The following is a 22,129-nucleotide window of genomic DNA, read 5'->3' on the forward strand; positions in this document are numbered from 1 at the left end:
CGGCTCGGGGATACTTGACCCCATGGCTTACGACGATCTTCGCTCCCTGCTCAGGGCACTGGAACGCGAGGGAGACCTCAAGCGGATCAAGGCCGAGGTCGACCCGTATCTGGAGGTCGGGGAGATCGTCGACCGCGTGCAGAAGGCGGGCGGCCCCGCGCTCCTCTTCGAGAACGTCCGCGGGTCCGCGATGCCGCTCGCGATGAACGTCTTCGGGACCGACCGGCGGCTGCTGAAGGCCCTGGGCCTGAAGTCGTACGGCGAGATCTCCGAGAAGATCGGCGGGCTGCTGCGTCCCGAACTGCCGCACGGCTTCGTGGGTGTGCGCGAGGCCTTCGGGAAGCTCGGCGCGATGGCGCACGTCCCGCCGAAGAAGGTGAAGTCCGCGGGCGCCCCGGTCCAGGAGGTCGTCCTCACCGGGGACGACGTGGACCTCGACCAGCTCCCGGCCCTCTTCACCTGGCCGCAGGACGGCGGGTCCTTCTTCAACCTCGGACTCACCCACACCAAGGACCCGGAGAGCGGGATCCGCAACCTCGGTCTGTACCGCCTGCAGCGCCACGACAAGCGCACCATCGGCATGCACTGGCAGATCCACAAGGACAGCCGCAACCACTACCAGGTCGCCGCCCGGCGCGGAGAGCGCCTCCCGGTCGCGATCGCCTTCGGCTGCCCGCCCGCCGTCACCTACGCCTCCACGGCCCCGCTCCCCGGGGACATCGACGAGTACCTCTTCGCCGGGTTCATCGCGGGCAAGCGGATCGAGATGGTGGACTGCAAGACGGTGCCGCTCCAGGTCCCCGCGCAGGCCGAGGTCGTCATCGAGGGCTGGCTGGAGCCGGGCGAGATGCTGCCGGAGGGGCCCTTCGGGGACCACACCGGGTTCTACACCCCGCAGGAGCCGTTCCCGGCGCTGAAGATCGACTGCGTGACGATGCGGAAGCGGCCGCTGCTCCAGTCGATCGTCGTGGGCCGCCCCCCGACCGAGGACGGACCCCTCGGCCGTGCGACCGAGCGCTTCTTCCTCCCCCTGCTGAAGATCATCGTCCCGGACATCGTGGACTACCACCTGCCCGAGGCGGGCGGCTTCCACAACTGCGCGATCGTGTCGATCGACAAGAAGTACCCGAAGCACGCGCAGAAGGTGATGCACGCGGTCTGGGGGGCACACATGATGTCGCTGACCAAACTGATCGTGGTCGTCGACGCCGACTGCGATGTGCACGATCTGCACGAGGTCGCCTGGCGGGCGCTGGGCAACACCGACTACGCCCGTGACCTCTCGGTCGTCGAGGGACCGGTCGACCACCTCGACCACGCCTCCTACCAGCAGTTCTGGGGTGGCAAGGCGGGCATCGACGCGACGAGGAAGTGGCCCGAGGAGGGCTACACACGGGACGGCGGCTGGCCCGAGATGGTGCTGTCCGACCCGGAGACGGCGGCGAAGGTCGACCGCCGGTGGAAGGAGTACGGACTGTGAGCCCCACCCCCGCGGGCGGCCCGGCCCTGTTCATCGGCACCGACACCGACTACGTGGCGCTCGTGCGGCCAGCGCTGGACCCGGCCGACCCGGGTGTCCGGCAGGCCGCCGAACAGGCGGGCGTCACCCCGGAGGAACTCGCCGGCCCCGGTGACACCTGGGCGGTCCTCTTCGAGCACGACGGCGAGGGCGACGGCGTCGAGCTGCCCGGTGTGCGCGACGCGGAACCCGCCGACTTCGCGGAGCGGCTGCGCGCGGAGCTCGTCGCGGCGGACGGCCCGTTCACGGTCGACGGCGGAGCGGCCCTGCGGCTGGACGCCCGTCCGGCCGGCCCGGACGGATACGCCTTCACGGCGCACGTCACCCCGCCCGACGACGCCGGGACACCGGTGACCGTGGAGACGGGCCCGCTGCCCGCCACCGCACTCCTGACCGACCTCGACGCCTTCCTCGGGAGCCTTGCATGATGACCACCGCCGACGGGGTCGTGGGCCCGGGCCCGGCGCCGCAGCCGACCGGGAAGGTGAAGGGCTTCCTGCGCCTCGTGATGATCGAGCACTCGGTCTTCGCGCTGCCCTTCGCGTACATCGCCGCGCTGACCGCGATGTTCGAGTGGGACAGGAACATCCACTGGGGGCGGCTGCTCCTGGTGACGATCTGCATGGTCGGCCTGCGCACCTTCGCGATGGCGGTCAACCGGATCATCGACCGCGAGATCGACGCGCGGAACCCCCGGACGGCACAGCGCGAGCTGGTCACCGGGGCGATGTCGGTCAAGCACGCCTGGACCGGTGCGCTGGTCGCGGTCGTGGTCTTCCTCGGCTCGGCGGCCCTGCTGAACCCGCTGTGCCTGGCACTGGCTCCCGTCGCGGTGATCCCGATGGTGGTCTACCCGTACGGGAAGCGGTTCACGAACTTCCCGCAGGCCATCCTCGGTCTCGCCCAGGCGATGGGGCCGGTCGGCGGCTGGCTCGCGATCACCGGGGAGTGGTCCTGGGACGCGGTCATCCTCGGCCTCGCGGTCGGCATCTGGATCGGCGGGTTCGACCTGATCTACGCCTGCCAGGACGTGGAGACGGACCGGGAGATCGGCGTCATGTCGGTGCCGGCGCGGTTCGGGATCCCTGCGGCGATCTGGGGGGCGCGGGTCTGTCACGCCCTGACGACGTCCCTCCTGATCTGGTACGCCGTCGCCACGGACGCGGGCGGCTTCTTCTGGGTGGGCCTGATGATCGTCGCGGGGGCGTTCGTGTACGAGCACTCGATCGTGCGTCCGCATGACCTGTCCCGGCTCAACCGGGCGTTCTTCAGCGTCAACGGCTTCATCGGGATTGCCCTGTTCGTGTGCGCGCTGCTGGATCTGCTGGTGCGGGGGTTGACGGTCTGAGCCGGGATCGTGGGGGGTCCGCGGGTCGGTTGCGGGCTGCGGGTTGTGGGGGTTGCTCGCGCAGTTCCCCGCGCCCCTGAGCAGGTACAGGTTCTCGGCGTTTGAACGCGAACGCCGTTGCCACCGCTGCCACCAGGCCCAGCGGGCTGCGAGGCGGTGGGGGAGTGGGTTCACTCACGCCTGGATCGCGTTGCGACCCGGCTTGCGCCTGAGCAGGAACGCGGCCGCCACTCCCGCCATCAGCCCCAGCAGATGCCCCTGCCAGCTGACCCCGGTCTGGGTCGGCGCCAGGCCCATCACGATCGAGCTGCCCCAGACCGCACCGACCAGCACCCCTGCCAGAACGCCCAGCGGGCGGCGCTCCACCACCCCGCTCACCACCAGGTAGCCGAACAGGCCGAAGATCAGGCCCGACGCGCCCGCCGTGTTGGTGTGGGCCGGGGCTATGAGCCACACGCCCAGGCCGTCGGCCACGATGATCAGGGCGCAGACGGCGGCGAACCGGCGCAGGCCGCCGAGGGCCGCGAGGAACCCCATGACCAGCAGCGGGACGCTGTTCGCGGCCACGTGGGCGAAGCCGAAGTGGATGAAGGCGGCCGGGACGACGTCGACCAGCTCGGACGGGGTGCGCGGGGTGATGCCGAGGCCGTCGAGGGCGTGGCCGCTCGCCACGTCCACCACCTCCAGCAGCCACAGCAGCGCGACCCAGCCCACCATCAGCTTGGCCGCCGCCTTCGCACGATCACCGCGCGACCACTCGAGTTCCCTGCCCGTCATGGCAATCCCCTCCCCGTCAGAAGAACGCCCGACCCCCCTTGGCCGGTTCCCAACCTGTGACGCCGGATAGGCTCGGGGGTGTGAACCCAGTCAAGCCAGGAGAGACGCGGCGTACGCCTTGGATCGTAGGGGTGTCCGGCGCCTCCGGCACCCCGTATGCCGCGTCCGTGCTGCGTGCGCTGCTCGCCGCCGGTGAGAGCGTCGACCTGGTGGTCTCCCGTGCCTCGCGGCTCACCCTCCTCGACGAGACGGGGATCTCCTTCCGGGACGCGCACTGGCGCGAGGACCTGCGGGAATGGCTGGGCCGTGGGGCCGACGGCAAGCCCGCCACCTTCGACGTCGACACGGACGCCGTGCGGTACTGGCCCGCCGGGGACCTGGCCGCGGGGCCGTCCTCGGGGTCGTATCCGAGCAAGGGGATGCTGATCGTCCCCGCCTCCACCGCCTGTGTCGCCGGAGTCGCCCTCGGCCTCTCCAAGGACCTGCTCCAGCGGGCCGCGAGCGTGACGCTGAAGGAGCGGCGACCGCTGGTCGTGGCCGTACGGGAGACTCCCCTGAACGGCCAGACGCTCCGGCACCTCGTCGCGCTGGACGACGCCGGCGCGAGCGTGGTGCCGGCCTCGCCGGGCTTCTACGCGGGCGCCACCCACATCCAGGACCTGGTGGACTTCGTCGCCGGGCGGGTGCTGGACGCGGCGGGTGTGGGACACGACCTGTACCGGCGCTGGCAGGGCGAACTGGGCGGCGGCGCGCCGGGTCAGTAGGGCTGGTCGGGGCAGCAGGGCAAGTCGGTCAGCAAGGCAAGTGGCAGTACCTCTCATCACTTCAGGCACTTTTCAGCGGAAGGCTTCGATCCCATGGACGCGGTGGACAGGCAGCTCATCCAGGCCCTGAGGGAGAACGGCCGGGCCTCCTACGCGGAGCTGGGGCGCCTCGTCGGTCTGTCGGGACCCAGCGTCACCGACCGCATCAACCGGCTGGAGGCGGCCGGTGTCATCACCGGTTACCGCGCCACCGTCGACGCCGCCTCGCTCGGCCTCGGCGTCACCGCGCTGATCGGCATCTCGCTGTCCGACGCGGTCGACCACGAGGACGTGGCACGCCGGCTCAGGGACCTCAGCGAGATCGAGGACTGCTGGTTCATCGCGGGCGACGACTCGTACATGCTGAAGGTCCGGGCGCCCGACGTGGACGGGCTGGAGAAGATCATCCGGCGGCTGTCCGGGACCGAGGGGGTCTCCCGGACCCGTACCACGATCGTGCTGTCCACGAAGTGGGAGAACCGGGTCGGAGAGCTGCCCGAAGAGGCGTAGAGGCAGGGACGTACGGTTGTCGAAGTCGTCGGAGAAAGGTGTGACCCCCATGGACGTCGGGCTCAAGCGCGAGCTGGAGGACAAGGTCAGGGCCGGTGAGCGGCTGACCCGTGAGGACGGCATCGCGCTGTACGAGTCGGACGACCTGGCCTGGCTGGGTGGTCTCGCGCACGAGGTGCGGACCCGTAAGAACGGTGACGTGGTTCATTTCAACGTGAACCGCCACCTCAACATGACCAACGTGTGCACGGCGTCCTGCGCCTACTGCTCCTTCCAGCGCAAGCCGGGGGAGAAGGACGCGTACACGATGCGCATCGAGGAGGCGGTGAAGCTCGCCAAGGCGATGGAGGGCGAGAACCTCACCGAGCTGCACATCGTCAACGGGCTGCACCCGAACCTGCCGTGGCGCTACTACCCGCGGTCGCTGCGCGAGTTGAAGGCGGCGCTTCCGGACGTCTCCCTGAAGGCGTTCACCGCGACGGAGATCCACCACTTCGAGACGATCTCGGGTCTGTCGGCCTCCGAGATCCTCGACGAGCTGATCGACGCGGGCCTTGAGTCCCTCACCGGCGGTGGCGCGGAGATCTTCGACTGGGAGGTCCGCCAGCACATCGTGGACCACCGCACCCACTGGGAGGACTGGTCCCGGATCCACCGCCTGGCGCACGAGAAGGGTCTGAAGACCCCGAGCACCATGCTGTACGGCCACATCGAGGAGCCCCGGCACCGCGTGGACCACGTCCTGCGGCTGCGTGAACTCCAGGACGAGACCGGCGGCTTCCAGGTCTTCATCCCGCTGCGCTACCAGCACGACTTCGTGGACGTGAAGGATGGCAAGGTCAGGAACCGCCTCCAGGCGCGGACCCAGATGGCGACCGGCGCGGAGGCCCTGAAGACCTTCGCGGTCTCCCGCCTGCTCTTCGACAACGTCCCCCACGTCAAGGTCTTCTGGGTCATGCACGGCGTGCAGACCGCGCAGCTGGCCCTCCAGCACGGCGCCGACGACATGGACGGCTCGGTGGTCGAGTACAAGATCACCCACGACGCCGACAACTACGGCACGCCGAACAAGCTGACCCGTGAGGATCTGCTGGACCTGATCCGGGACGCGGGGTTCCGGCCGGTGGAGCGGAACACGCGGTACGAGATCATCAGGGAGTACGACGGTCCGGACGCGGGGCGCCGGGAGGCACCGCAGCCGATGCGGGTCTGAGGGTTCCGCTTGTCATTCGGCTGACGCTGAGTGGGGGCTGGTCGCGCAGTTCCCCGCGCCCCTGGGGTGGGTACTCGGGGCGCATGGTCACGAAGGCCCCGGAGGACGCCTACACCGCCGAACCCTTCCTCCCGGATCGCGGCGGACTCGCCGCCCTGCGCAAGGCCGCCGCCGGCTGCCGTGGCTGTCCTCTCCATCGCGAGGCGACCCAGACCGTCTTCGGTACGGGAAACCCCCACGCGCGCGTGATGCTCGTGGGGGAGCAGCCCGGCGATCAGGAGGACCGGCAGGGGGAGCCGTTCGTCGGGCCTGCCGGGAAGCTCCTCGACCGGGCGCTCGCGGAGGCCGGGATCGACCCGGCGGACGCCTACGTCACCAATGCCGTCAAGCACTTCAAGTTCACGCGGGCCGAGCCGCGCAAACGCCGTATCCACAAGGCGCCGAGCCTGAGGGAGATGACGGCCTGCGGCCCCTGGCTCGCCAGGGAGCTGGCGCTCGTCGGACCGGAGTTGATCGTCGTGCTCGGCGCCACCGCGGGCAAGGCGCTGCTCGGATCGTCGTTCCGGGTGACGCAGGTGCGCGGGACCGTGCTGGAGGAGGAGATCCACGGCAGGCGGGAGCGGCTCGTGCCGACCGTGCATCCGTCCTCCGTCCTGCGTTCGGACGACCGGGAGGCGGCCTATCGCGGGCTGGTCGCGGATCTGGAAGTGGCGGCACGCGCGTTGTCGTAAGGCCTACGATGCTGCTGTGTCCCTTACGTTTACTCTCGACCCGGCCGTCACTCCCGCCCTCCGGGACGGCATCCTCGATCTGTGGACGGACGTCAGCAACGCGGGCGGTGCCGTCGGTTTCGTCGCGCCCGTGGAGCGGGAGACCATACGCCCCGAGCTGGTGAAGCACTTCGCGGCGATGGCGGCCGGCCGCACCCGGCTGCTCGTCGGACACGACGCCGAGGGCCGGGTGGCCGCCGCCGTGTTCCTCTCCTTCAACACGCACCGGCTGATGACCCACTGGCTCTGGCTGTACACCGTGATGGTCCATCCCCGTCACCAGGGCAAGGGCTACGGGCGCGACCTGCTCGGCGCCGCCGCGGATGCGGCCCGCGGACTCGACGGCATCGAGGCGATACGGCTCACCTGCCGCGGCGGCCTCGGCCTGGAGCGTTTCTACGGCTCCTGCGGCTACAAGGAGGTCGGCCGCATACCCGACGCCATCCGGGTCGCACCGGGTGACGACCGGGACGACGTGATCATGCTGCTGCCGCTCGCCTGACCCCCGTCGAAGATCGGGCACCCGGCGTGCTTCACTGGACAGTGCCCCTTTGGGGTGTTCAGGCCGTTCGATACGGATACGGAAGAGTGGATTGACATGCTCCGCTACACGCTGATGCGCCTCGGGATCTTCGTGGGCTGCCTCGTGGTCGTCTGGGGCCTCGTCTTCTCCGGCCTCGCCCCGCGCGGTCTCGGCGACTCCAACGGCATGTGGATCGTCCTGCTCTCCCTGCTGCTCTCGGCCCCCATCAGCTTCGTGGTCCTGCGCAAGGAACGCGACCGCGCCTCCATTCAGGTCGTGCAGCGGGTCGACCGCATGAAGGCCAACCTGGAGGCGAACCGCAGCCAGGAGGACGAGGCCGCCGACCAGGCCGCCCCCTCCCAGGGCCAGGCCCCGCAGACCTCCTGACGTCAACGCCCCTGCTGCCGTGCCCGCGTGACCGTAGGCTTTGCGCATGGGTGTCGTGAAGAGCAAGCGCATGCCGCGTGCCGTGCGGGAGCAGCAGATGCTGGACGCCGCAGTCGAGATCTTCGGGCAGCGCGGGTACATGGCCGCCTCGATGGACGAGATCGCCGAACTCGCCGGTGTGTCCAAGCCGTTGGTCTACCTGTACCTGAACTCGAAGGAAGACCTCTTCACCGCGTGCATCCGCCGGGAGGCGGCCGCGCTCACCGAGGCCGTGCGGACGGGCGTGCGGACCGACCTGCCCGCGGACCGTCAGCTCTGGGACGGCCTGCTGGCGTTCTTCACCCACACCTCGGGGAGCCCGCACGGCTGGTCCGTGCTGCATCTCCAGGCCCGTATCCACGGTGAGGCGTTCGCCGCCGAGGTCACCGCGATGCGCGAGGAGATCGTGGAGTTCGTGACCCATCTGATCGTGGTCGCGGCCCGTGAGGCCCACCGCGATCCCGACCTGCCCGAGCGCGAGGTCGCGGGCCTCGCCGAGGCGCTCGTCGGCGCCGCCGAGTCCCTCGCGGCCTGGGCCAACGCGACCGAGGGAGTGACCGCGCGGCAGTCGGCGGCGACCCTCATGAACTTCGCGTGGGCCGGTCTCGGCAACCTCATGGAGGGCCGGCCGTGGACCCTCCATGACACGGGGTCCGGGAGCGCCCCGCTTCAGGTCAGCTGACAGCGTCTTGCGCGGTGTGCCCGGGCAGTGCGTACACGCCCCCGCTCACATGCACGCGGTCCCCGCCGCACAGCTCGAACCGCTCTCCGTCCGCCGCGTACGTCACCGTCCCCGGCAGTAGCACCGGCGCCCTGAACTCGGCCCGTACCAACACCGCTTGAGGTGTGCCGTGCGCCGCCAGACAGCGGGCGGCCGTCCACATGCCGTGCGCGATGGCCCTCTTGAAGCCGAAGAGGCGGGCGGTGAGCGGGTACAGGTGGATCGGGTTGCGGTCGCCGGACGCGGCGGCGTACCGGCGTCCGATGTCCCCGGCCAGCCGCCACTCGGCGACCCCGGGCAGCGGCCCGTGCTTCTCCCGCTCCCGCTCCCCGTCGGTCTCCTTCGTGCGGTGCCGCGCCAGATAGGTGCTCACCGACTCCCATACGACGTCCTCGCCGACCCGCAGCTCGGTGCCGACCGCGACCTCCGTACCGCGTCGGTGCGGCGCCAACCCGTCGACGTACACGGTGAGTTCGTACTCGCCCGACGCGGTCAGCGCCCGGTACCGGGTGATCTCGATCGACGTGTGCACCAGCCCGAGCAGCGGCAGCGGGAAGTCCCGCCCGCTCATCAGCCGCATGGCCAGGGGAAAGCCCAGCACATGCGGGTACGTCACCGGCAGGGCGTCCTCCCCGGTGGGGAAGCCGCACACCCGCTCGTAGGCGGCCAGCCGCGCGAGGTCCACCCGCAGCCGGGGCAGCACCAGCCGGGTCCGGGGGAAGTCCGCGTCGGCGGAGGGCCGTTTGAAGGGGGAGCGCAGGGCGCCCGCGGCCAGGAGGGGGACGAGGGAGGGGGACCGGGTGAGGACGGTCGGCGGGCCGCCGGAGTTCGTCCAGCCCGAGCCCGCGGCCCGTCCGCCCTCGCCGTGCGGCCCCTCGGCCTGTGTGTCGTCCGCGTACGTCCCCACTACGCCCCCAGCAAGCTCTGGCCGCACACCCGCACGACCTGTCCGTTCACCGCGCCGGACGCCGGATGCGCCAGCCACGCCGTCGTCTCGGCCACGTCGACGGGGAGCCCGCCCTGTCCGAGGGAGTTCATCCGCCGCCCCGCCTCCCGGATGAACAGTGGGATCGCCGCCGTCATCTTCGTCTCGATGAACCCCGGGGCGACCGCATTCACCGTGACCTGGTGCTCGGCCATCGCCCGGGGCGCCAGGGAGCGCACCAGCCCGACGACCCCGGCCTTGCTCGCGCCGTAGTTGGTCTGCCCGGCGTTCCCGGCGAGCCCCGCGTTGGACGCGGTGGCGACGATGCGCCCGCCCCGCCGCAGGGTGCCCGTCTCCAGCAGGGCGTCCGTCGTGCGCAGCACGCTCGCCAGGTTCACGTCGAGCACCGAACTCCAGCGCTCCGCGGGCATGTTGACCAGTCGCCGGTCCCGGGTGACGCCCGCGTTGTGGACCAGCACGTCCAGCCCGTCCGGCAGCGCCTCGGCCATCCGCGCGCCCGCGTCCGGGGCCGTGATGTCCAGCGCGAGGGCGCTGCCCCCGAGCCGCGTGGCCAGCCGCTCGGCATCCGCCGACGCCCCCGGCACATCGAGTACGACCACCCGCGCCCCGTCCCTCGCCAGTGTTTCGGCGACCGCCGCGCCGATGCCCCGCGCCCCGCCGGTCACCAGGGCCGTTCGTCCGGCGAGGGGGTGATCCGGGTCGACGTCGGCCTCCTGGGCCCGCCCGACCTCCCGCCCGACCTCGATCACCTGACCACTGACGTACGCCGACTTGGGGGAGAGCAGAAAACGCAGGGTCGACTCGGCCGCGGACGCGTCGGTCAGCCGTACGAGATTGACCGTTCGGCCCCGCCCGATCTCCTTGCCGAGCGAGCGGGTGAACCCCTCCAGGGCCTGCTGGGCGGCGGCCTGGTGGTGGTCGGCGGCATCGAGCGGCGCCCCCAGGACGACGACCCGCCCGGACGCGGCGACCGACCGCACGACCGGGTGCAGAGCGGCATGCACCTCGGCGAGTCCCTCGACGTCCCGTACGCCGGTGGCGTCGAGGAGGACCGCGGCCGGCGTGTCCGACGGGGCGGGGAACTCCGGACCGGACAGCTCCGACTTGCCGGCCGTGAGCAGCAGCACCCCACCCTCGAACGCCGGGGACTCCTGAGTCCACCGCCGCAGCGCCGCCGGCTGCGGAAGCCCGAGACGGCCGGTGAGGAACCGACCCGGCGCGGTGCCGGTGAAGCTCAGATAGCGGTCGGCCATGTCCATCTCCCGGGTCGGTCGCAGATTCCTTACTCTGGAGTAAGGTTACCGCAGGTAAGTCGATTTTCGAGGTGAGGAGCTGGTGGAGATGAGCCCCCTGAAGCCGCCGGTCGCCCGGCGGGTGGCGATCGTCGCCGGTACCCGCGTCCCCTTCGCCCGCTCGGACGGCCCGTACGCCACCGCCTCGAACCAGGAGATGCTCACCGCCGCCCTCGACGCCCTCGTCGAGCGCCACGGGCTCCAGGGGCCGGGCGCCGTGGGGGAGTTCGTCGCGGGTGCGGTCCTCAAGCACGCCCGCGACTTCAACCTCGCCCGCGAGACGGTCCTCGGCTCGAAGCTGGACCCGCGCACCCCGGCGTACGACATCCAGCAGGCCTGCGGGACCGGTCTCCAGGCTGTCGTCGCCGCCGCCAACAAGATCGCCCTCGGGCAGACGGCGTCCGCGATCGCGGGCGGGGCGGACACCGCGAGCGACGCGCCCCTCGGCGTCAACGACGACCTGCGCCGCATCCTGCTGGAGGCCAGACGCGCGAAGTCGGCCGGTGGCCGTCTGAAGGCGCTCGCGCGCATCCGCCCCACCCACCTCGTGCCCGACATCCCGCGCAACGCCGAACCCCGCACCGGTCTGTCGATGGGGGAGCACGCCGCCGTCACCGCCCGGGCCTGGGGCGTGAGCCGCCAGGACCAGGACGCACTGGCGGCGACGAGTCACCAGCGGCTCGCGGCGGCGTACGAACGCGGCTTCTTCCGGGAGCTGGTGGTCCCCTTCCGGGGCCTGGCCCGCGACCAGAACCTCCGCCCCGACTCGACGACCGAGAAACTCGCCACGCTGAAGCCGGTTTTCGGCCTCAAGGACCCCTACCCGACCATGACGGCGGGGAACTCGACCCCGCTGACGGACGGCGCGGCCCTCGTGCTGCTCGCGTCCGAGGAGTGGGCGAAGGCGCGCGGTCTGGAGGTGCTGGCGTACCTCACGGCGTACGAGACGGCGGCCGTGGACTTCGTGCGAGGGGATGTCGTGCAGGGGGAGGACGGGCTGCTCATGGCCCCCGCCTACGCCGTCCCCCGGATGCTGGAGCGGGCCGGGCTCGGTATGGAGGACTTCGACCTGGTGGAGATCCACGAGGCCTTCGCCTCCCAGGTCCTGGCGACCCTCGCGGCCTGGGAGAAGCGGGGCCTGGCCCCAGTGGACCGGGACCGGCTCAACGTCACCGGGTCCTCCCTGGCCACCGGGCACCCCTTCGCGGCGACCGGCGCGCGGATCGTGGCCACGCTCGCCAAGCTGCTGGCCGAGCGGGAGGGCCCGGGGCGCGGCCTGATCTCGGTGTGCGCGGCGGGCGGGCAGGGGGTCACGGCGATTCTGGAGCGCCCGTAAGAGCCGATAGCTGACAAAGCCTCATCTTGCGGTCGAGGTTGCACAGTCCCGGCTCCGGACCATCAACGAACGCGCACAGGCTCGCCACTTGAGCCCCTTAGGATCACCGTCCTAACCCCTGGTAACCCTTCCCGGCGCACTCGCGGGTGAACGCCCCGGTACGTCCCCTGCGTACCTCTTGCAGCGGAGCGGTACCGAGTTGCACGTCCCAGGAGCTGACCATGTCCCTCTCGTACGTGTCCGGCCACGACTACGACGGCGCACCCGTGCTCGTGGAACCAGAGATCGTGCGGCTGGACGGTGAGGTCCGCGAGGTGTCGGTGCCGCCGCTGGTCCCGCCGGTGACCCACGGTTCGCTCGCCGACCTGCCGTTCGACAACGCGGAGGCGGCGCCGGAGCAGCGGGTGATGAGCCGCCGTACCGACGACGGGCGCTGGGTCGACCTCACGGCGGCCGAGTTCGCCCAGCAGGTGCTGGCCGTGGCGAAGGGCCTGATCAGCGAGGGCCTGATGCCGGGCGACCGGGTGGCGATCATGGCGCGTACGACGTACGAATGGACGCTTCTGGACTTCGCCGCCTGGGCCGCGGGCCTCGTGACGGTCCCCATCTACCCCACGTCGTCCGTCTTCCAGACCCGTTTCATCCTCCAGGACTCCGGCGCGGTCGCCCTGGTGACGGAGACAGCGTCCCAGGCCGCCGCCCTCGGTCCCGAGCTCAGCCGTCTCCCCGACCTGCGCCACATGTGGATCATGGAGAAGGGGCATATGGAGCGTCTGGCAGAGCTCGGCCAGGCCGTCCCCGAGCAGGAGATCGGCGTACGGCGGGGCATGCTGGGCCCGGGCACGGTCGCCACCGTCGTCTACACCTCCGGCACCACCGGCCGCCCCAAGGGCTGTGTGCTCAGCCACGGCAACTTCCTCGCCGAGATCGACAACGCGATCGAACTCCTCTACCCCGTCTTCAAGTCGAAGTCGGACGAGGCGGACCTGGCGACCCTGCTCTTCCTGCCCATCTCGCATGTCTTCGGCCGCATGGTCGCCATCGCCTGCGTCCGCGCCCGGGTCCGCCTCGGCCACGCGCCGAGCCTCCAGGCCGAGGACCTGCTGGCCGACCTGGCCAGCTTCAAGCCGACCTTCCTGCTCGTGATCCCGTACATGCTGGAGAAGGTCTTCAACAACGCGCGCGCCAAGGCGGAGAGCGGCGGCCGGGTCGCCGTCTTCGACCGCGCGACCAATGTCGCCGTGCGCTACGGCGAGGCGATGGAGACCCGCCACGCGGGCACCGGCTCCGGCCCGGGCGCGGCCCTGAAGACGGCCCGCACCTTCTACGACCCGCTGGTGTACCGCCGTATCCGCAACGCCATGGGCGGCAGGATCCGGCACATCATCTCCGGCGGCTCCCCGCTCGGCCGCCGCCTGGCGGCCTTCTACGCGGGCGCCGGCATGGAGATCTACGAGGGCTACGGCCTGACCGAGTCGACCGGCGCCGCGACCTGCACCCCGCCCCTGAAGCCCCGCCTGGGCACGGTCGGCTGGCCCATCCCGGGCACCCGGGTGCGCATCGCGGCGGACGGCGAGATCCTGCTCAACGGCGGTCAGGTGTTCCGGGGTTACTGGGACCCGTACGGCGAGGGGGTGGCCCCTGCCTCGGCCGACGGCTGGTTCCCGACCGGTGACATCGGACAGCTGGACGACGAGGGCTATCTGACGATCACGGGCCGCAAGAAGGAGATCCTGATCACGGCCGGCGGCAAGAACGTCGCCCCGGCCCCGCTGGAGAACTGGCTGCGCTCGCACCCCCTGATCTCGCAGTGCATGGTCCTCGGCGACCGCCGCCCCTACATCTCGGCCCTGATCAGCCTGGACATGGACGGCGTCAACCACTGGCGGCAGATGAACGGCAAACACCCCGTCCCCGCCGAACTGCTCGTCAACGACGAGGAGTTGAGGCAGATCCTGCAACGGGCGGTGGACGAGGCGAACAAGATGGTCTCCCGCCCCGAGTCCATCCGCCGCTTCACCGTCCTGCCGACCGACCTCAGCGAGGCGGCCGGCCATCTGACCCCGTCGATGAAACTGCGCCGGGAAGCGGTCATGCGGGACTTCGCGGGGGAGATCGAAGGGCTCTACGAGCGCTGAGCCCGACGCCTTGCCGGGCCACGAGGAGGCGTGGCGAGGAACGCCGACCAGGCGGTGGGGGAGAGGGTGAGGTGAGGGGCGGTGGGGTGCGGGTGCTTGGAGTCGCGGAGGTGGATGGTGTCGGGGGTGACGGCGACTTCCAGGCACTGGCCGCCCTCGCCGTCGCTGTAGCTCGACTTGAACCAGGTCAACTTCTCTATGGTCATCGCTCTTCCAGCATCTTCTCGATGAAGTCCAGGGACTCGTGCGGGTTGAGGGCCTGAGCTCGGATGATCCCATAGCGGGCGGCGAGGACGCGCACCTCTTCTCGGCCGGTGATCAGGCGTGGGTATCCCTGGATCTCCATGTATGCCACCTGCTCCCTTCCCTTGGGGATGAGCAGCGTGAACGAGCCTCCCAGGCTCGGGTGTTCGGCCCGTCCGGTCGGCATCACCTGAAGCTGGACGTTCCGCATCCGCCCGAGCTCCAGCAGCCGTCGCAGCTGACCCGCGTGCACCGACCGGCCGCCGATCGGCCGCTCCAGTACAGCCTGTTCGAGGACAAAGCTGCATTCCGGCGGCGGCCACTTCTCGAAGAGCTGCTGACGGGAGAGCCGGTCGGCGACACGCTTCTCGATGGTCTCCTCGTCGAGCGGCGGATGCCGTTGCGTGAACACGGCCCGGGCGTAGTCCTCCGTCTGGAGCAGGCCCAGCACGCCCATGGTGCTGTAGTCGTAGAGCGACACCGCCTCGGCCTCCAGCCCCGCGTAGTCGCGATACCACTCCGGATGCCGGGTCCGAGACTTCGCCATCGCCTCCTCGACCTCCGGGACGACCTCCTTCAACAGGCCCCCGGCGTCGAGCAGTTCGTCGGCCTTCAGCAAGACCTCCGGCCGGAGTGTCCGTACGCCCCGCTCCATCGCCGAGACCGCGTCGGGCCCGTACCCCACCAGCTCCCCGAACTCCTTCTGCGTCAGCCCCTTCCGCTCCCGCAGCAGCCGCACCATCTTGCCCAGCGCGGCGAACAGCCCCGCCGTACCGTCCGCCTCCGCAGGCTTCTCCGGCCTCCGCTCACCCACGCGCCTCGCCCCTCTCACCCGACAGCCCGTACATCACACGCTCCGCACCCGTACAGTTACCCGGTGTCGCCGAGTCGCCCCTGGTCAGCGTAGAGACAACCCACCACGCTCAGTCACGTGAACGCCGAAATCTCCACCCCCACCGACGAACTGACCCAGCGTCTGAGCGCCACCCCGCGAGGCGCCCGCCTGGCCCGCAGACTCACGGCCACCCAGCTCGCGGAGTGGGGCCATCCCCACGACACCGAGGTGAACGACACCGCGCAGCACCTCGTCGCCGAGCTCGCCGCCAACGCGGTGACGCACGGCCGCGTCCCCGGAAGGGACTTCGAGCTGCGCCTCCTGCTCCTCCCGGAGAACACGCTCCGTATCGAGGTGAGCGACCCGAGAGGAGACCGCCAACTCCGCTTCGCCCACCGCGAGGACGACGAACGCGGCCGAGGGCTGATCCTCGTCACGCTCCTCGCCCGCACCTGGGGCGTCACCGACCGGGACGTCGGCAAGACGGTGTGGGCCGAGATCGGGCTCAGGAGGGCATGAGAACGGCGGCACGGTTGCCCGTGCCGCCGCCCTCTCGCGTTGTGCCCGGCGTCAGTTGCTGAAGTAGAAGTACTGCCAGGCGCCGGTGGTGGTGGTGTTGACGCTGTCGCCCGAGGACGGGTCCACGTACACGGCGCGTACCCGGGCGCGGATGCCCGCGGTTCCCGCATGGCCGAGGTTGACGACGCACTTGCCGTTCGTGCCGAGGGCGAAGTACTCGGAGTCGGTCGTGTACCACCGACCGTCGGAGTAGACCTGGAGGTCCAGGCGCTCCTTGCGGCCTCGGTAGTACGTCATCGTGGTGGTCAGGATCGCGTCGGTGTTCTTGTGGAAGTAGCGGTAGCGGGTGGAGCCGATCGTGCCGGTCTTGTAGTACTTGGACAGCGAGGAGGCGATCTTCACGTGTGCGTACGCGCTGGACTTGACGGTCCGCGGAGCGTAGCGGGAATCGCCCTTGTAGACGGCCTTCACGGCGGTGTCCCGGGACATGGTGACGCTCGCCGACAGGTTGCCGTGCGCGTCGACCTTGCCGGTCTTCAGCAGCTTGTTCGGCTTGTCCGCGCCGTAGGGGTCGGCCCAGATCTCCACCGTGCGGTTGCTGTAGGTGGTGCCGAGGTGGGCGGTGAAGGTGACCTTCTTGCCGTAGGCGTACGTCTTCTTGTTGTTGGTGAGGGTCAGGGCGGGCGTGGCGCGGGAGACGGCGACGGTGTCCGAGGCGGACGCCGCGGTGTGTGCGGCGTCTCCGGGATACGTGACCGTGTAGCGGACCGAGCCGCCGGCCGGGGGCGCGTCGGTGAAGGAGAACGCGCCGTTGGCGGCCAGCTTCGTGGTGCCCAGGGACTTGCCCGAGGGGGAGAGCAGGTCGGTGCGGACGACGTTCACCGGGGTCCCTGCGGGCGGCTTGAGACCGCTGGTGAGGGTGCCCTTGACGGTGAGCGTCTTGGCGCGGGTGGCGGTGGCCGGGGCGTTGACGGCGAGCTTCGTGACGTACTTGCGGGGCTCGTTAACCGTCTGGAACTGCGTGGAGCCGGACGATCCGGTCAGCACGAACAGCTTCGTGCCGTCCGCCGACCAGGCCGTCGAATGACCGCCCCACGGCATCCATGAGCTCGACAGGTTGCGCACGCTGGCCGGGGCGGCGGCGCCACCGGGGAAGACGTAGGTGTCGCCGGTGTTGTCGGTGTCCAGCGAGGTGGCCGCGATCGTGCCGTCCGGGGCGATCGTGACGGTCTCCGCCTCGTCGTTGACCGGGTACTCGTGCACCTCGGCGAGGTCGGAGAGCCGGTATTCGGTGGCGGCCCGGTGGCCCTGCCCGACCACGACGATCGACTGCCCGCCGGGAGTGAGCGCGGCGTCGCTGTAGAAGCCGCCCTCGTTCGCGGTGACACGGATGACCGGGGTGCCGGAGGCGATGTCGTAGACGACGATCGGTCCGCTGCTGGTGCCGCCGTCCAGCGCGACCAGGGTGTCCGGGTCGGCCGGATCGGCGTACAGCATCGGCGTGCTGGCGAAGTCGTGGTCGCCCGCGAGGTCGAGCCGCACGGTGGCCGGGTCCGCGGTCAGGTCGACCTCGCCGAGCCCGGAGTCCCACTGGTCGCCGTAGCCGAACCAGATCCGGCCCTGGGTGAGGGCGATGTGACGCGGCGCCGTGCCCTCGCCGGTCGGGTACGCGCCGGTCTGGCCGAGCGTCGCCGTGTCGAAGGCGACGATCTTGTCGGCGGCGGTGACGGCGGCATACAGGGTGGTGCCGTCCGCACTCATCTGAAGGTCCGAGACCTGGGGCAGGCCGGTGAGTGTGGTGACGACCTTGCCGCTGTAGTCGACGACGGCTATCCCGCTGCCGGTGCTCATGTACAGGTGCTGGTGGGCGCCGTCGACGACGGTGTCACTGACGTTGTCGACGCCGATCGGCACGCTCGTGTCGGCGACCGCGGGAGAGGCGGCGAGCAGGAGCGAACCGAAGAGAGCTGCCGTCGCGACGGCAACCGGAAGTGTGCGGATGCGCACGGTGATTGAACCCCCAAGACTGTGGCCGCCTTCAGCGGCCCGTACCGGCCCCCTGGCCGGCGAAGTGAAGCGTAGGGCAGACCTGTGACACTCCGTACGCCACCCTCCGCTCGGCCGACTACGTGCCCGGAACCGGCAGCTGGCCCGGAGTCGGCGGCCTCAGTCGTGCGCAGCCGTATCGCGGCAGGACTCCGCCACGGTGTCCGCGAACGCCCGCGCCGGCGGCGACAGCGCTTCCCAGCGGCGTACCGCCCAGCCGACGGAGAGCGGGCGCAGTCCGGGCAGGGGCACCAGGCGCAGGTCACCCCGGTCGCCGGGCACGGGCAGGCCCGGCAACGCCGGCACCACCGCCCGCCCCAGCCCCAGTTCGGCCAGCAGCAGGGCCGTGTCCCAGTCGGCCACGCTCGTGTCGAAGGCGAACCGGACGCCCAACTCGGCGCAGGCCGCGTCCAGATGGGCGGCGGAGGTTGAGTTCGGGGGGAGGCGGATCAGACGGAGGTCCTGAAGTTCGGCCGCCTCCACGGACGACCGCGCGGCCAGCGGGTCGTCGGCCCGTACCGCCAGCACCCACGGCAGCTCCCGCACCGACCGCTGCTCGATGCCCCGCACCGGCGCGCCCAGCGTGATCCACGCCAGGTCGAGGGTGCTGTCGGCCAGTGCGTCGAAGCAGGCCCGGCTGGAGCTCTCGGTCCGGAACTCCAGGCTGACACGCGGGTGTTGCCGCCGGAAGGCGACGACCGCGTCCGCCATGAAGTGCCGTACGGTCGTCGCGCCGGTCGCCACCCGGACCGACCCACTCTCACCGTCGACCATTTCGCGCAGGCGGCGCAGGGCGAGATCCAGGCCCGCGATTCCCTCCGCCGCGGCGGCCTCCAGCACCCGCCCCGCCCGCGTCGGTACCACCCCCCGCGGCTGCCGCTCCAGCAGACTGACCCCGGTCTCCCGCTCCAGCCGCTTCACGTGCTGGCTCACGGCGGACTGGGTGCAGTCCAGCTCACGGGCCACCGCGCTGAGGCTTCCCGCCCGGCACACGGCTACGAAGACACGCAGGTCGTCGAGGGTCATGACCCCCAAGCTAACACTTGGGTCCAGCGACAAATACTTAGGATTGACTGGGGCGAGTGCCCGTACGACGATCTCCTCAGGGCCCGGGCGGCAACCCGCTCCCGCACCCGGGGAGGAGCGGGTGCCGACCCAACCCACCCCTTCTGCCGAGGAGTTCGGTGCCCGTGCAGGCGACCAGCACAGACGACGCCCGAGCCCTGTTACGGCGGCTCGGCGCCGACCGCACTCCCCACCCCGGCGGCACCCTCCTCGCCCACCTCGAACGCGTCCGCATCCAACTCGCCCTCTGGGAAGCCCGCCCCGACCTACGACTCGCCGGCCTCTGCCACGCCTTCTACGGCACCGACGGCTTCCCCACCGCCCTGTTCCCGCTCGACCGGCGTACCGAACTCGCCTCCGTGATCGGCCCGGCCGCCGAGGCGATCGTGCACTTCTACGCGAGTTGCGACCGCGAGGCGACCTACCCCCACCTGCTGGAGCCGCTCTTCCGGGACCGGTTCACCGGACGGACGTATGCCCCAGATCCCGTTCTGTGCCGGGACTTCGCGGAGCTCACGGCCGCCAACGAACTCGACCTCGCCCGCCGGGACCCGGCCTTCCGGGAGCGCTGGGGTCCCGGACTCCTTGCCCTGCTGACCCGGTTCAGGCCGCTCCTCAGTGAACCCGCCTGGAGGGACACCCTCGCCGTCCTCCACGCCTCTTGACTTCTCAAGACCCCCGCGCGACGTTCCGGACCCTTCGTCCATACCAACCGCAGGGGGGACCCGACCATGAGCGTGACCCGAAGACACTTACTGGCCGCCGGTGCCGGGGCGGCCGTCGCCGCCGGGGTTCAACAGGGCGCGAACGCCGCCGACCTGCCGCCTCTGGGGACGTACGACGTCGTCGTGATCGGTTCCGGTGCCGCCGGTATGACCGCCGCGCTGACCGCCGTGAAGCAGGGGCTCAGCACCGTGGTGCTGGAGAAGGCGCCCACCTTCGGCGGGTCCGCCGCCCGGTCCGGGGCCGGGATCTGGATCCCGAACAACCCCGTCCTCCTCGCCGCCGGTGTCCCGGACACCCCCGCCAAGGCGGCCGCCTACCTCGCCGCCGTCGTGGGACCGGACGTCCCCGTCGCCCGTCAGCGGGCCTTTCTCACACACGGCCCCGCGATGATCTCCTTCGTCCTGGCCAACAGCCCGCTGCGGTTCCGCTGGATGGAGGGGTACAGCGACTACTACCCCGAGCTCCCGGGCGGCCTTCCGGGCGGCCGCTCCATCGAGCCCGACCAGTTCGACGGCAAGCTCCTCGGCGCCGAACTCGCCCACCTGAACCCGCCGTACCTCGACGTCCCCGCCGGACTGGTCGTGTTCAGCGCCGACTACAAGTGGCTCGCCCTGTCCGCCGTGAGCGTCAAGGGCGCCGCCGTCGCCGCCGAGTGCCTGGCGCGGGGCACGAAGGCGGCCGTACTCGGGCAGACGCCGCTCACCATGGGACAGTCGCTGGCCGCCGGGCTGCGGAAGGGGCTCCTGGACGCGGGCGTGCCGGTCCGGCTCAACACGCCCCTCACCGAGCTCTACGTAGAGAACGGCACGGTCGCCGGGGCGGTGACCCCGGGCGGCCTCTACCGTGCCCGACGGGGCGTGATCGTCGGATCCGGCGGCTTCGAGCACAACGCGGCGATGCGGGCCCAGTACCAGCGCCAGCCCATCGGCACGGAGTGGACCGTGGGCGCGAAGGAGAACACAGGGGACGGTATCCGGGCCGGGCAGCGACTCGGCGCCGATGTCGCGCTCATGGACGACGCCTGGTGGGGACCGGCCATCCCGCTCCCCGGCGATCCGTACTTCTGCCTCGCCGAACGCACCCTCCCCGGCGGGCTCATCGTCAACGCGGCCGGCCGGCGGTTCGTCAACGAGGCCGCCCCCTACAGCGACGTCGTCCACACCATGTACGACCGGAACCCGACCGACCCCGACATCCCGGCCTGGCTGATCGTCGACCAGAACTACCGCAACCGGTACCTCTTCAGGGACATCGCGCCCACCTTCGTCCTTCCGGACGACTGGTACGGCTCGGGCGCCGCCCACAAGGCCTGGACCTTCGACGCCCTCGCCGCGTCCATCGGCGTCCCGGCCACCGCATTGCGCACCACCGTCGACCGCTTCAACTCCCTTGCTCTGAAGGGCGACGACACGGACTTCGGACGCGGTGACAGCGCTTACGACCACTACTACACGGACCCGTCCGTCCTCCCGAACTCCTGCCTGGCCCCGCTCTGGCTGCCCCCGTACTACGCCTTCCGGCTCGTCCCGGGAGACCTGGGGACCAAGGGCGGCCTGGTGACCGACGCCCGCGCCCGCGTCCTGCGGCCCGACGGTTCCGTCGTCCCCGGCCTGTACGCCGCGGGGAACGCCAGCGCGGCCGTCATGGGCCACGGTTACGCGGGCGCGGGCTCGACGATCGGGCCCGCGATGACCTTCGGGTATGTCGCGGCCCGGGATCTCGCCGGGGTGCTCTAGGGGCGGCGGACGATCAGGCACGCCTGTTGCGACACTTCCCCACGGTCCGGTTCGCGCACCGTCCGCGAGACGAGCGCGAACCCGGCCGCCCGGAGCAGTTCGACGACCTGCTCCGGCTGTCGCCTCTGGAACGTCAGCGCCACGGGGTGCCCCCAGGGCCCGTCGTGATGCCGGTCCTCGCCGCCGGCCTGGAAGGCGACGAGCAGGTGGCCGCCCGGTGCCAGGACCCGGTGGAACTCGGCGAAGAGACGCGGGAGTTCATCCACAGGGGTGTGGATGGACGAGTACCAGGAGAGGGCACCCGCGAGCGCCCCGTCGGGAAGATCCAGTTCCAGCATCGAGCCCCGTTCGAACCGCAGCCCCGGGTTTTCGCGCCGGGCGATCGCCAGCATCGACTCCGAGAGGTCGAGCCCGAAGACGGACAGCCCGAGTGCGGCGAGGTGTCCCGTGACGCGCCCGGGCCCGCACCCCAGATCGGCCACTGTTCCCTCGGTGCCCACGAGTTCGGCGAACCCGGCGAGCACCGCTCGGTCCAGTGGCGCGTCGTCGAGACCGTCACGGAACTGGGCGGCGTAGTCCTCGGCGACGGCGTCGTAGAAGGTGCGGGTGGCGGTGAGAAAGTCGGCGTCGGTCATGG

Annotated in this window: 23 protein-coding genes; 15 read left to right on the forward strand and 8 right to left on the reverse strand. The window is 70.9% G+C overall.

Annotated elements, in window-relative coordinates; translation table 11 throughout:
* The first annotated feature begins 22 nt into the window (after positions 1–22).
* The 3 genes from ABZT93_RS00450 to mqnP are packed head-to-tail and all read left to right on the forward strand — an operon-like array spanning position 23 to position 2,867.
* Positions 23–1,480, forward strand: coding sequence for a menaquinone biosynthesis decarboxylase (locus ABZT93_RS00450; protein ID WP_355747745.1), 1,458 nt, complete (start codon positions 23–25; stop codon positions 1,478–1,480).
* Positions 1,477–1,947: a hypothetical protein gene (locus ABZT93_RS00455; protein ID WP_356096781.1), complete on the forward strand. Its 471-nt coding sequence runs from the start codon at positions 1,477–1,479 to the stop codon at positions 1,945–1,947. The genes ABZT93_RS00450 and ABZT93_RS00455 overlap by 4 nt, the downstream gene beginning before the upstream one ends.
* Positions 1,944–2,867, forward strand: a complete 924-nt coding sequence (gene mqnP, locus ABZT93_RS00460; RefSeq protein ID WP_356096784.1) for a menaquinone biosynthesis prenyltransferase MqnP — start codon at positions 1,944–1,946, stop codon at positions 2,865–2,867. Before ABZT93_RS00455 ends, mqnP begins: the two co-directional genes overlap by 4 nt.
* Positions 2,868–3,041: 174 nt before the next feature.
* On the opposite strand, the gene ABZT93_RS00465 is transcribed toward mqnP, so the two are convergent.
* Entirely contained in the window at positions 3,042–3,644 is a 603-nt protein-coding gene (locus ABZT93_RS00465; protein WP_356096787.1) for a rhomboid family intramembrane serine protease, read from the reverse strand.
* Between the two features lie 80 nt (positions 3,645–3,724).
* Between ABZT93_RS00465 and ABZT93_RS00470 the strand changes: the two genes are divergently transcribed.
* From ABZT93_RS00470 to ABZT93_RS00500, 7 genes are all read left to right on the forward strand, one after another.
* Positions 3,725–4,408 carry a UbiX family flavin prenyltransferase gene (locus ABZT93_RS00470; RefSeq protein WP_356096790.1) on the forward strand — a complete coding sequence of 228 codons (684 nt, stop codon included), beginning with the start codon at positions 3,725–3,727 and terminating at the stop codon, positions 4,406–4,408.
* A 93-nt stretch (positions 4,409–4,501) separates the two neighbouring features.
* Positions 4,502–4,957 carry an Lrp/AsnC family transcriptional regulator gene (locus tag ABZT93_RS00475; RefSeq protein WP_031057954.1) on the forward strand — a complete coding sequence of 152 codons (456 nt, stop codon included), beginning with the start codon at positions 4,502–4,504 and terminating at the stop codon, positions 4,955–4,957.
* Positions 4,958–5,006: 49 nt separating this feature from the next.
* Positions 5,007–6,170, forward strand: a complete 1,164-nt coding sequence (gene mqnE, locus ABZT93_RS00480; protein WP_356096794.1) for an aminofutalosine synthase MqnE — start codon at positions 5,007–5,009, stop codon at positions 6,168–6,170.
* Positions 6,171–6,253: 83 nt separating this feature from the next.
* Positions 6,254–6,901, forward strand: coding sequence for a UdgX family uracil-DNA binding protein (locus ABZT93_RS00485; protein WP_356096797.1), 648 nt, complete (start codon positions 6,254–6,256; stop codon positions 6,899–6,901).
* Between the two features lie 16 nt (positions 6,902–6,917).
* Complete coding sequence (locus tag ABZT93_RS00490) at positions 6,918–7,442, forward strand: GNAT family N-acetyltransferase (RefSeq protein ID WP_356096800.1); 525 nt, start codon at positions 6,918–6,920, stop codon at positions 7,440–7,442.
* A 96-nt stretch (positions 7,443–7,538) separates the two neighbouring features.
* Positions 7,539–7,850 (forward strand): DUF4229 domain-containing protein, encoded by a 312-nt coding sequence (locus ABZT93_RS00495; RefSeq protein ID WP_356096802.1) that lies wholly within the window; start codon positions 7,539–7,541, stop codon positions 7,848–7,850.
* Positions 7,851–7,896: 46 nt separating this feature from the next.
* Complete coding sequence (locus ABZT93_RS00500) at positions 7,897–8,571, forward strand: TetR/AcrR family transcriptional regulator (protein WP_356096805.1); 675 nt, start codon at positions 7,897–7,899, stop codon at positions 8,569–8,571.
* Here ABZT93_RS00500 and ABZT93_RS00505 read toward each other — a convergent pair.
* Both ABZT93_RS00505 and ABZT93_RS00510 read right to left on the reverse strand, forming a co-directional pair.
* On the reverse strand, positions 8,564–9,517 hold the full coding sequence (locus ABZT93_RS00505) for a MaoC/PaaZ C-terminal domain-containing protein (RefSeq protein ID WP_356096807.1): 954 nt from the start codon (positions 9,515–9,517) through the stop codon (positions 8,564–8,566). The two genes, ABZT93_RS00500 and ABZT93_RS00505, sit on opposite strands and share 8 nt — an antisense overlap.
* Complete coding sequence (locus ABZT93_RS00510) at positions 9,517–10,809, reverse strand: 3-oxoacyl-ACP reductase (protein WP_356096810.1); 1,293 nt, start codon at positions 10,807–10,809, stop codon at positions 9,517–9,519. Before ABZT93_RS00510 ends, ABZT93_RS00505 begins: the two co-directional genes overlap by 1 nt.
* Before the next feature lie 88 nt (positions 10,810–10,897).
* Here ABZT93_RS00510 and ABZT93_RS00515 point away from each other — a divergent pair, with 88 nt between their 5' ends.
* Complete coding sequence (locus tag ABZT93_RS00515; RefSeq protein ID WP_356096813.1) at positions 10,898–12,184, forward strand: acetyl-CoA C-acetyltransferase; 1,287 nt, start codon at positions 10,898–10,900, stop codon at positions 12,182–12,184.
* A gap of 221 nt (positions 12,185–12,405) precedes the next feature.
* Positions 12,406–14,322 carry an AMP-dependent synthetase/ligase gene (locus tag ABZT93_RS00520; protein WP_356096816.1) on the forward strand — a complete coding sequence of 639 codons (1,917 nt, stop codon included), beginning with the start codon at positions 12,406–12,408 and terminating at the stop codon, positions 14,320–14,322.
* Here ABZT93_RS00520 and ABZT93_RS00525 read toward each other — a convergent pair.
* Positions 14,310–14,528, reverse strand: coding sequence for a DUF397 domain-containing protein (locus tag ABZT93_RS00525; protein WP_356096819.1), 219 nt, complete (start codon positions 14,526–14,528; stop codon positions 14,310–14,312). The two genes, ABZT93_RS00520 and ABZT93_RS00525, sit on opposite strands and share 13 nt — an antisense overlap.
* Positions 14,525–15,379 (reverse strand): helix-turn-helix transcriptional regulator, encoded by an 855-nt coding sequence (locus ABZT93_RS00530; protein ID WP_356096822.1) that lies wholly within the window; start codon positions 15,377–15,379, stop codon positions 14,525–14,527. The genes ABZT93_RS00525 and ABZT93_RS00530 overlap by 4 nt, the downstream gene beginning before the upstream one ends.
* A gap of 117 nt (positions 15,380–15,496) precedes the next feature.
* Here ABZT93_RS00530 and ABZT93_RS00535 point away from each other — a divergent pair, with 117 nt between their 5' ends.
* Positions 15,497–15,919, forward strand: coding sequence for an ATP-binding protein (locus ABZT93_RS00535; RefSeq protein WP_356096825.1), 423 nt, complete (start codon positions 15,497–15,499; stop codon positions 15,917–15,919).
* Between the two features lie 51 nt (positions 15,920–15,970).
* On the opposite strand, the gene ABZT93_RS00540 is transcribed toward ABZT93_RS00535, so the two are convergent.
* Together ABZT93_RS00540 and ABZT93_RS00545 are read right to left on the reverse strand one after the other, a co-directional pair.
* Entirely contained in the window at positions 15,971–17,926 is a 1,956-nt protein-coding gene (locus ABZT93_RS00540) for an Ig-like domain repeat protein (protein WP_356096828.1), read from the reverse strand.
* Between the two features lie 159 nt (positions 17,927–18,085).
* Positions 18,086–18,991 (reverse strand): LysR family transcriptional regulator, encoded by a 906-nt coding sequence (locus tag ABZT93_RS00545; RefSeq protein WP_356096831.1) that lies wholly within the window; start codon positions 18,989–18,991, stop codon positions 18,086–18,088.
* Positions 18,992–19,149: 158 nt separating this feature from the next.
* On the opposite strand from ABZT93_RS00545, the gene ABZT93_RS00550 reads away from it, so the two are divergent.
* Entirely contained in the window at positions 19,150–19,695 is a 546-nt protein-coding gene (locus ABZT93_RS00550; protein WP_356096834.1) for a DUF6817 domain-containing protein, read from the forward strand.
* A 66-nt stretch (positions 19,696–19,761) separates the two neighbouring features.
* Positions 19,762–21,492, forward strand: coding sequence for a 3-oxosteroid 1-dehydrogenase (gene kstD / locus ABZT93_RS00555; protein ID WP_356096837.1), 1,731 nt, complete (start codon positions 19,762–19,764; stop codon positions 21,490–21,492).
* Here kstD and ABZT93_RS00560 read toward each other — a convergent pair.
* Positions 21,489–22,127, reverse strand: a complete 639-nt coding sequence (locus ABZT93_RS00560) for a class I SAM-dependent methyltransferase (protein ID WP_356096840.1) — start codon at positions 22,125–22,127, stop codon at positions 21,489–21,491. The two genes, kstD and ABZT93_RS00560, sit on opposite strands and share 4 nt — an antisense overlap.
* Between the last annotated feature and the right edge of the window lie 2 nt (positions 22,128–22,129).

The organism is Streptomyces sp. NPDC005303, assembly GCF_040607335.1.
Classification (GTDB): Bacteria; Actinomycetota; Actinomycetes; order Streptomycetales; family Streptomycetaceae; genus Streptomyces.

What these genes read in the sequence shown, in the direction of transcription:
- ABZT93_RS00450 (WP_355747745.1), top strand. Translation starts at nt 23, where the DNA reads ATGGCTTACGACGATCTTCGCTCCCTGCTCAGGGCACTGGAACGCGAG.
- mqnP (WP_356096784.1), top strand. Translation starts at nt 1,944, where the DNA reads ATGATGACCACCGCCGACGGGGTCGTGGGCCCGGGCCCGGCGCCGCAG.
- ABZT93_RS00465 (WP_356096787.1), bottom strand. Translation starts at nt 3,644, where the DNA reads ATGACGGGCAGGGAACTCGAGTGGTCGCGCGGTGATCGTGCGAAGGCG.
- ABZT93_RS00475 (WP_031057954.1), top strand. Translation starts at nt 4,502, where the DNA reads ATGGACGCGGTGGACAGGCAGCTCATCCAGGCCCTGAGGGAGAACGGC.
- mqnE (WP_356096794.1), top strand. Translation starts at nt 5,007, where the DNA reads ATGGACGTCGGGCTCAAGCGCGAGCTGGAGGACAAGGTCAGGGCCGGT.
- ABZT93_RS00485 (WP_356096797.1), top strand. Translation starts at nt 6,254, where the DNA reads ATGGTCACGAAGGCCCCGGAGGACGCCTACACCGCCGAACCCTTCCTC.
- ABZT93_RS00495 (WP_356096802.1), top strand. Translation starts at nt 7,539, where the DNA reads ATGCTCCGCTACACGCTGATGCGCCTCGGGATCTTCGTGGGCTGCCTC.
- ABZT93_RS00500 (WP_356096805.1), top strand. Translation starts at nt 7,897, where the DNA reads ATGGGTGTCGTGAAGAGCAAGCGCATGCCGCGTGCCGTGCGGGAGCAG.
- ABZT93_RS00510 (WP_356096810.1), bottom strand. Translation starts at nt 10,809, where the DNA reads ATGGCCGACCGCTATCTGAGCTTCACCGGCACCGCGCCGGGTCGGTTC.
- ABZT93_RS00515 (WP_356096813.1), top strand. Translation starts at nt 10,898, where the DNA reads ATGAGCCCCCTGAAGCCGCCGGTCGCCCGGCGGGTGGCGATCGTCGCC.
- ABZT93_RS00520 (WP_356096816.1), top strand. Translation starts at nt 12,406, where the DNA reads ATGTCCCTCTCGTACGTGTCCGGCCACGACTACGACGGCGCACCCGTG.
- ABZT93_RS00525 (WP_356096819.1), bottom strand. Translation starts at nt 14,528, where the DNA reads ATGACCATAGAGAAGTTGACCTGGTTCAAGTCGAGCTACAGCGACGGC.
- ABZT93_RS00545 (WP_356096831.1), bottom strand. Translation starts at nt 18,991, where the DNA reads ATGACCCTCGACGACCTGCGTGTCTTCGTAGCCGTGTGCCGGGCGGGA.
- kstD (WP_356096837.1), top strand. Translation starts at nt 19,762, where the DNA reads ATGAGCGTGACCCGAAGACACTTACTGGCCGCCGGTGCCGGGGCGGCC.
- ABZT93_RS00560 (WP_356096840.1), bottom strand. Translation starts at nt 22,127, where the DNA reads ATGACCGACGCCGACTTTCTCACCGCCACCCGCACCTTCTACGACGCC.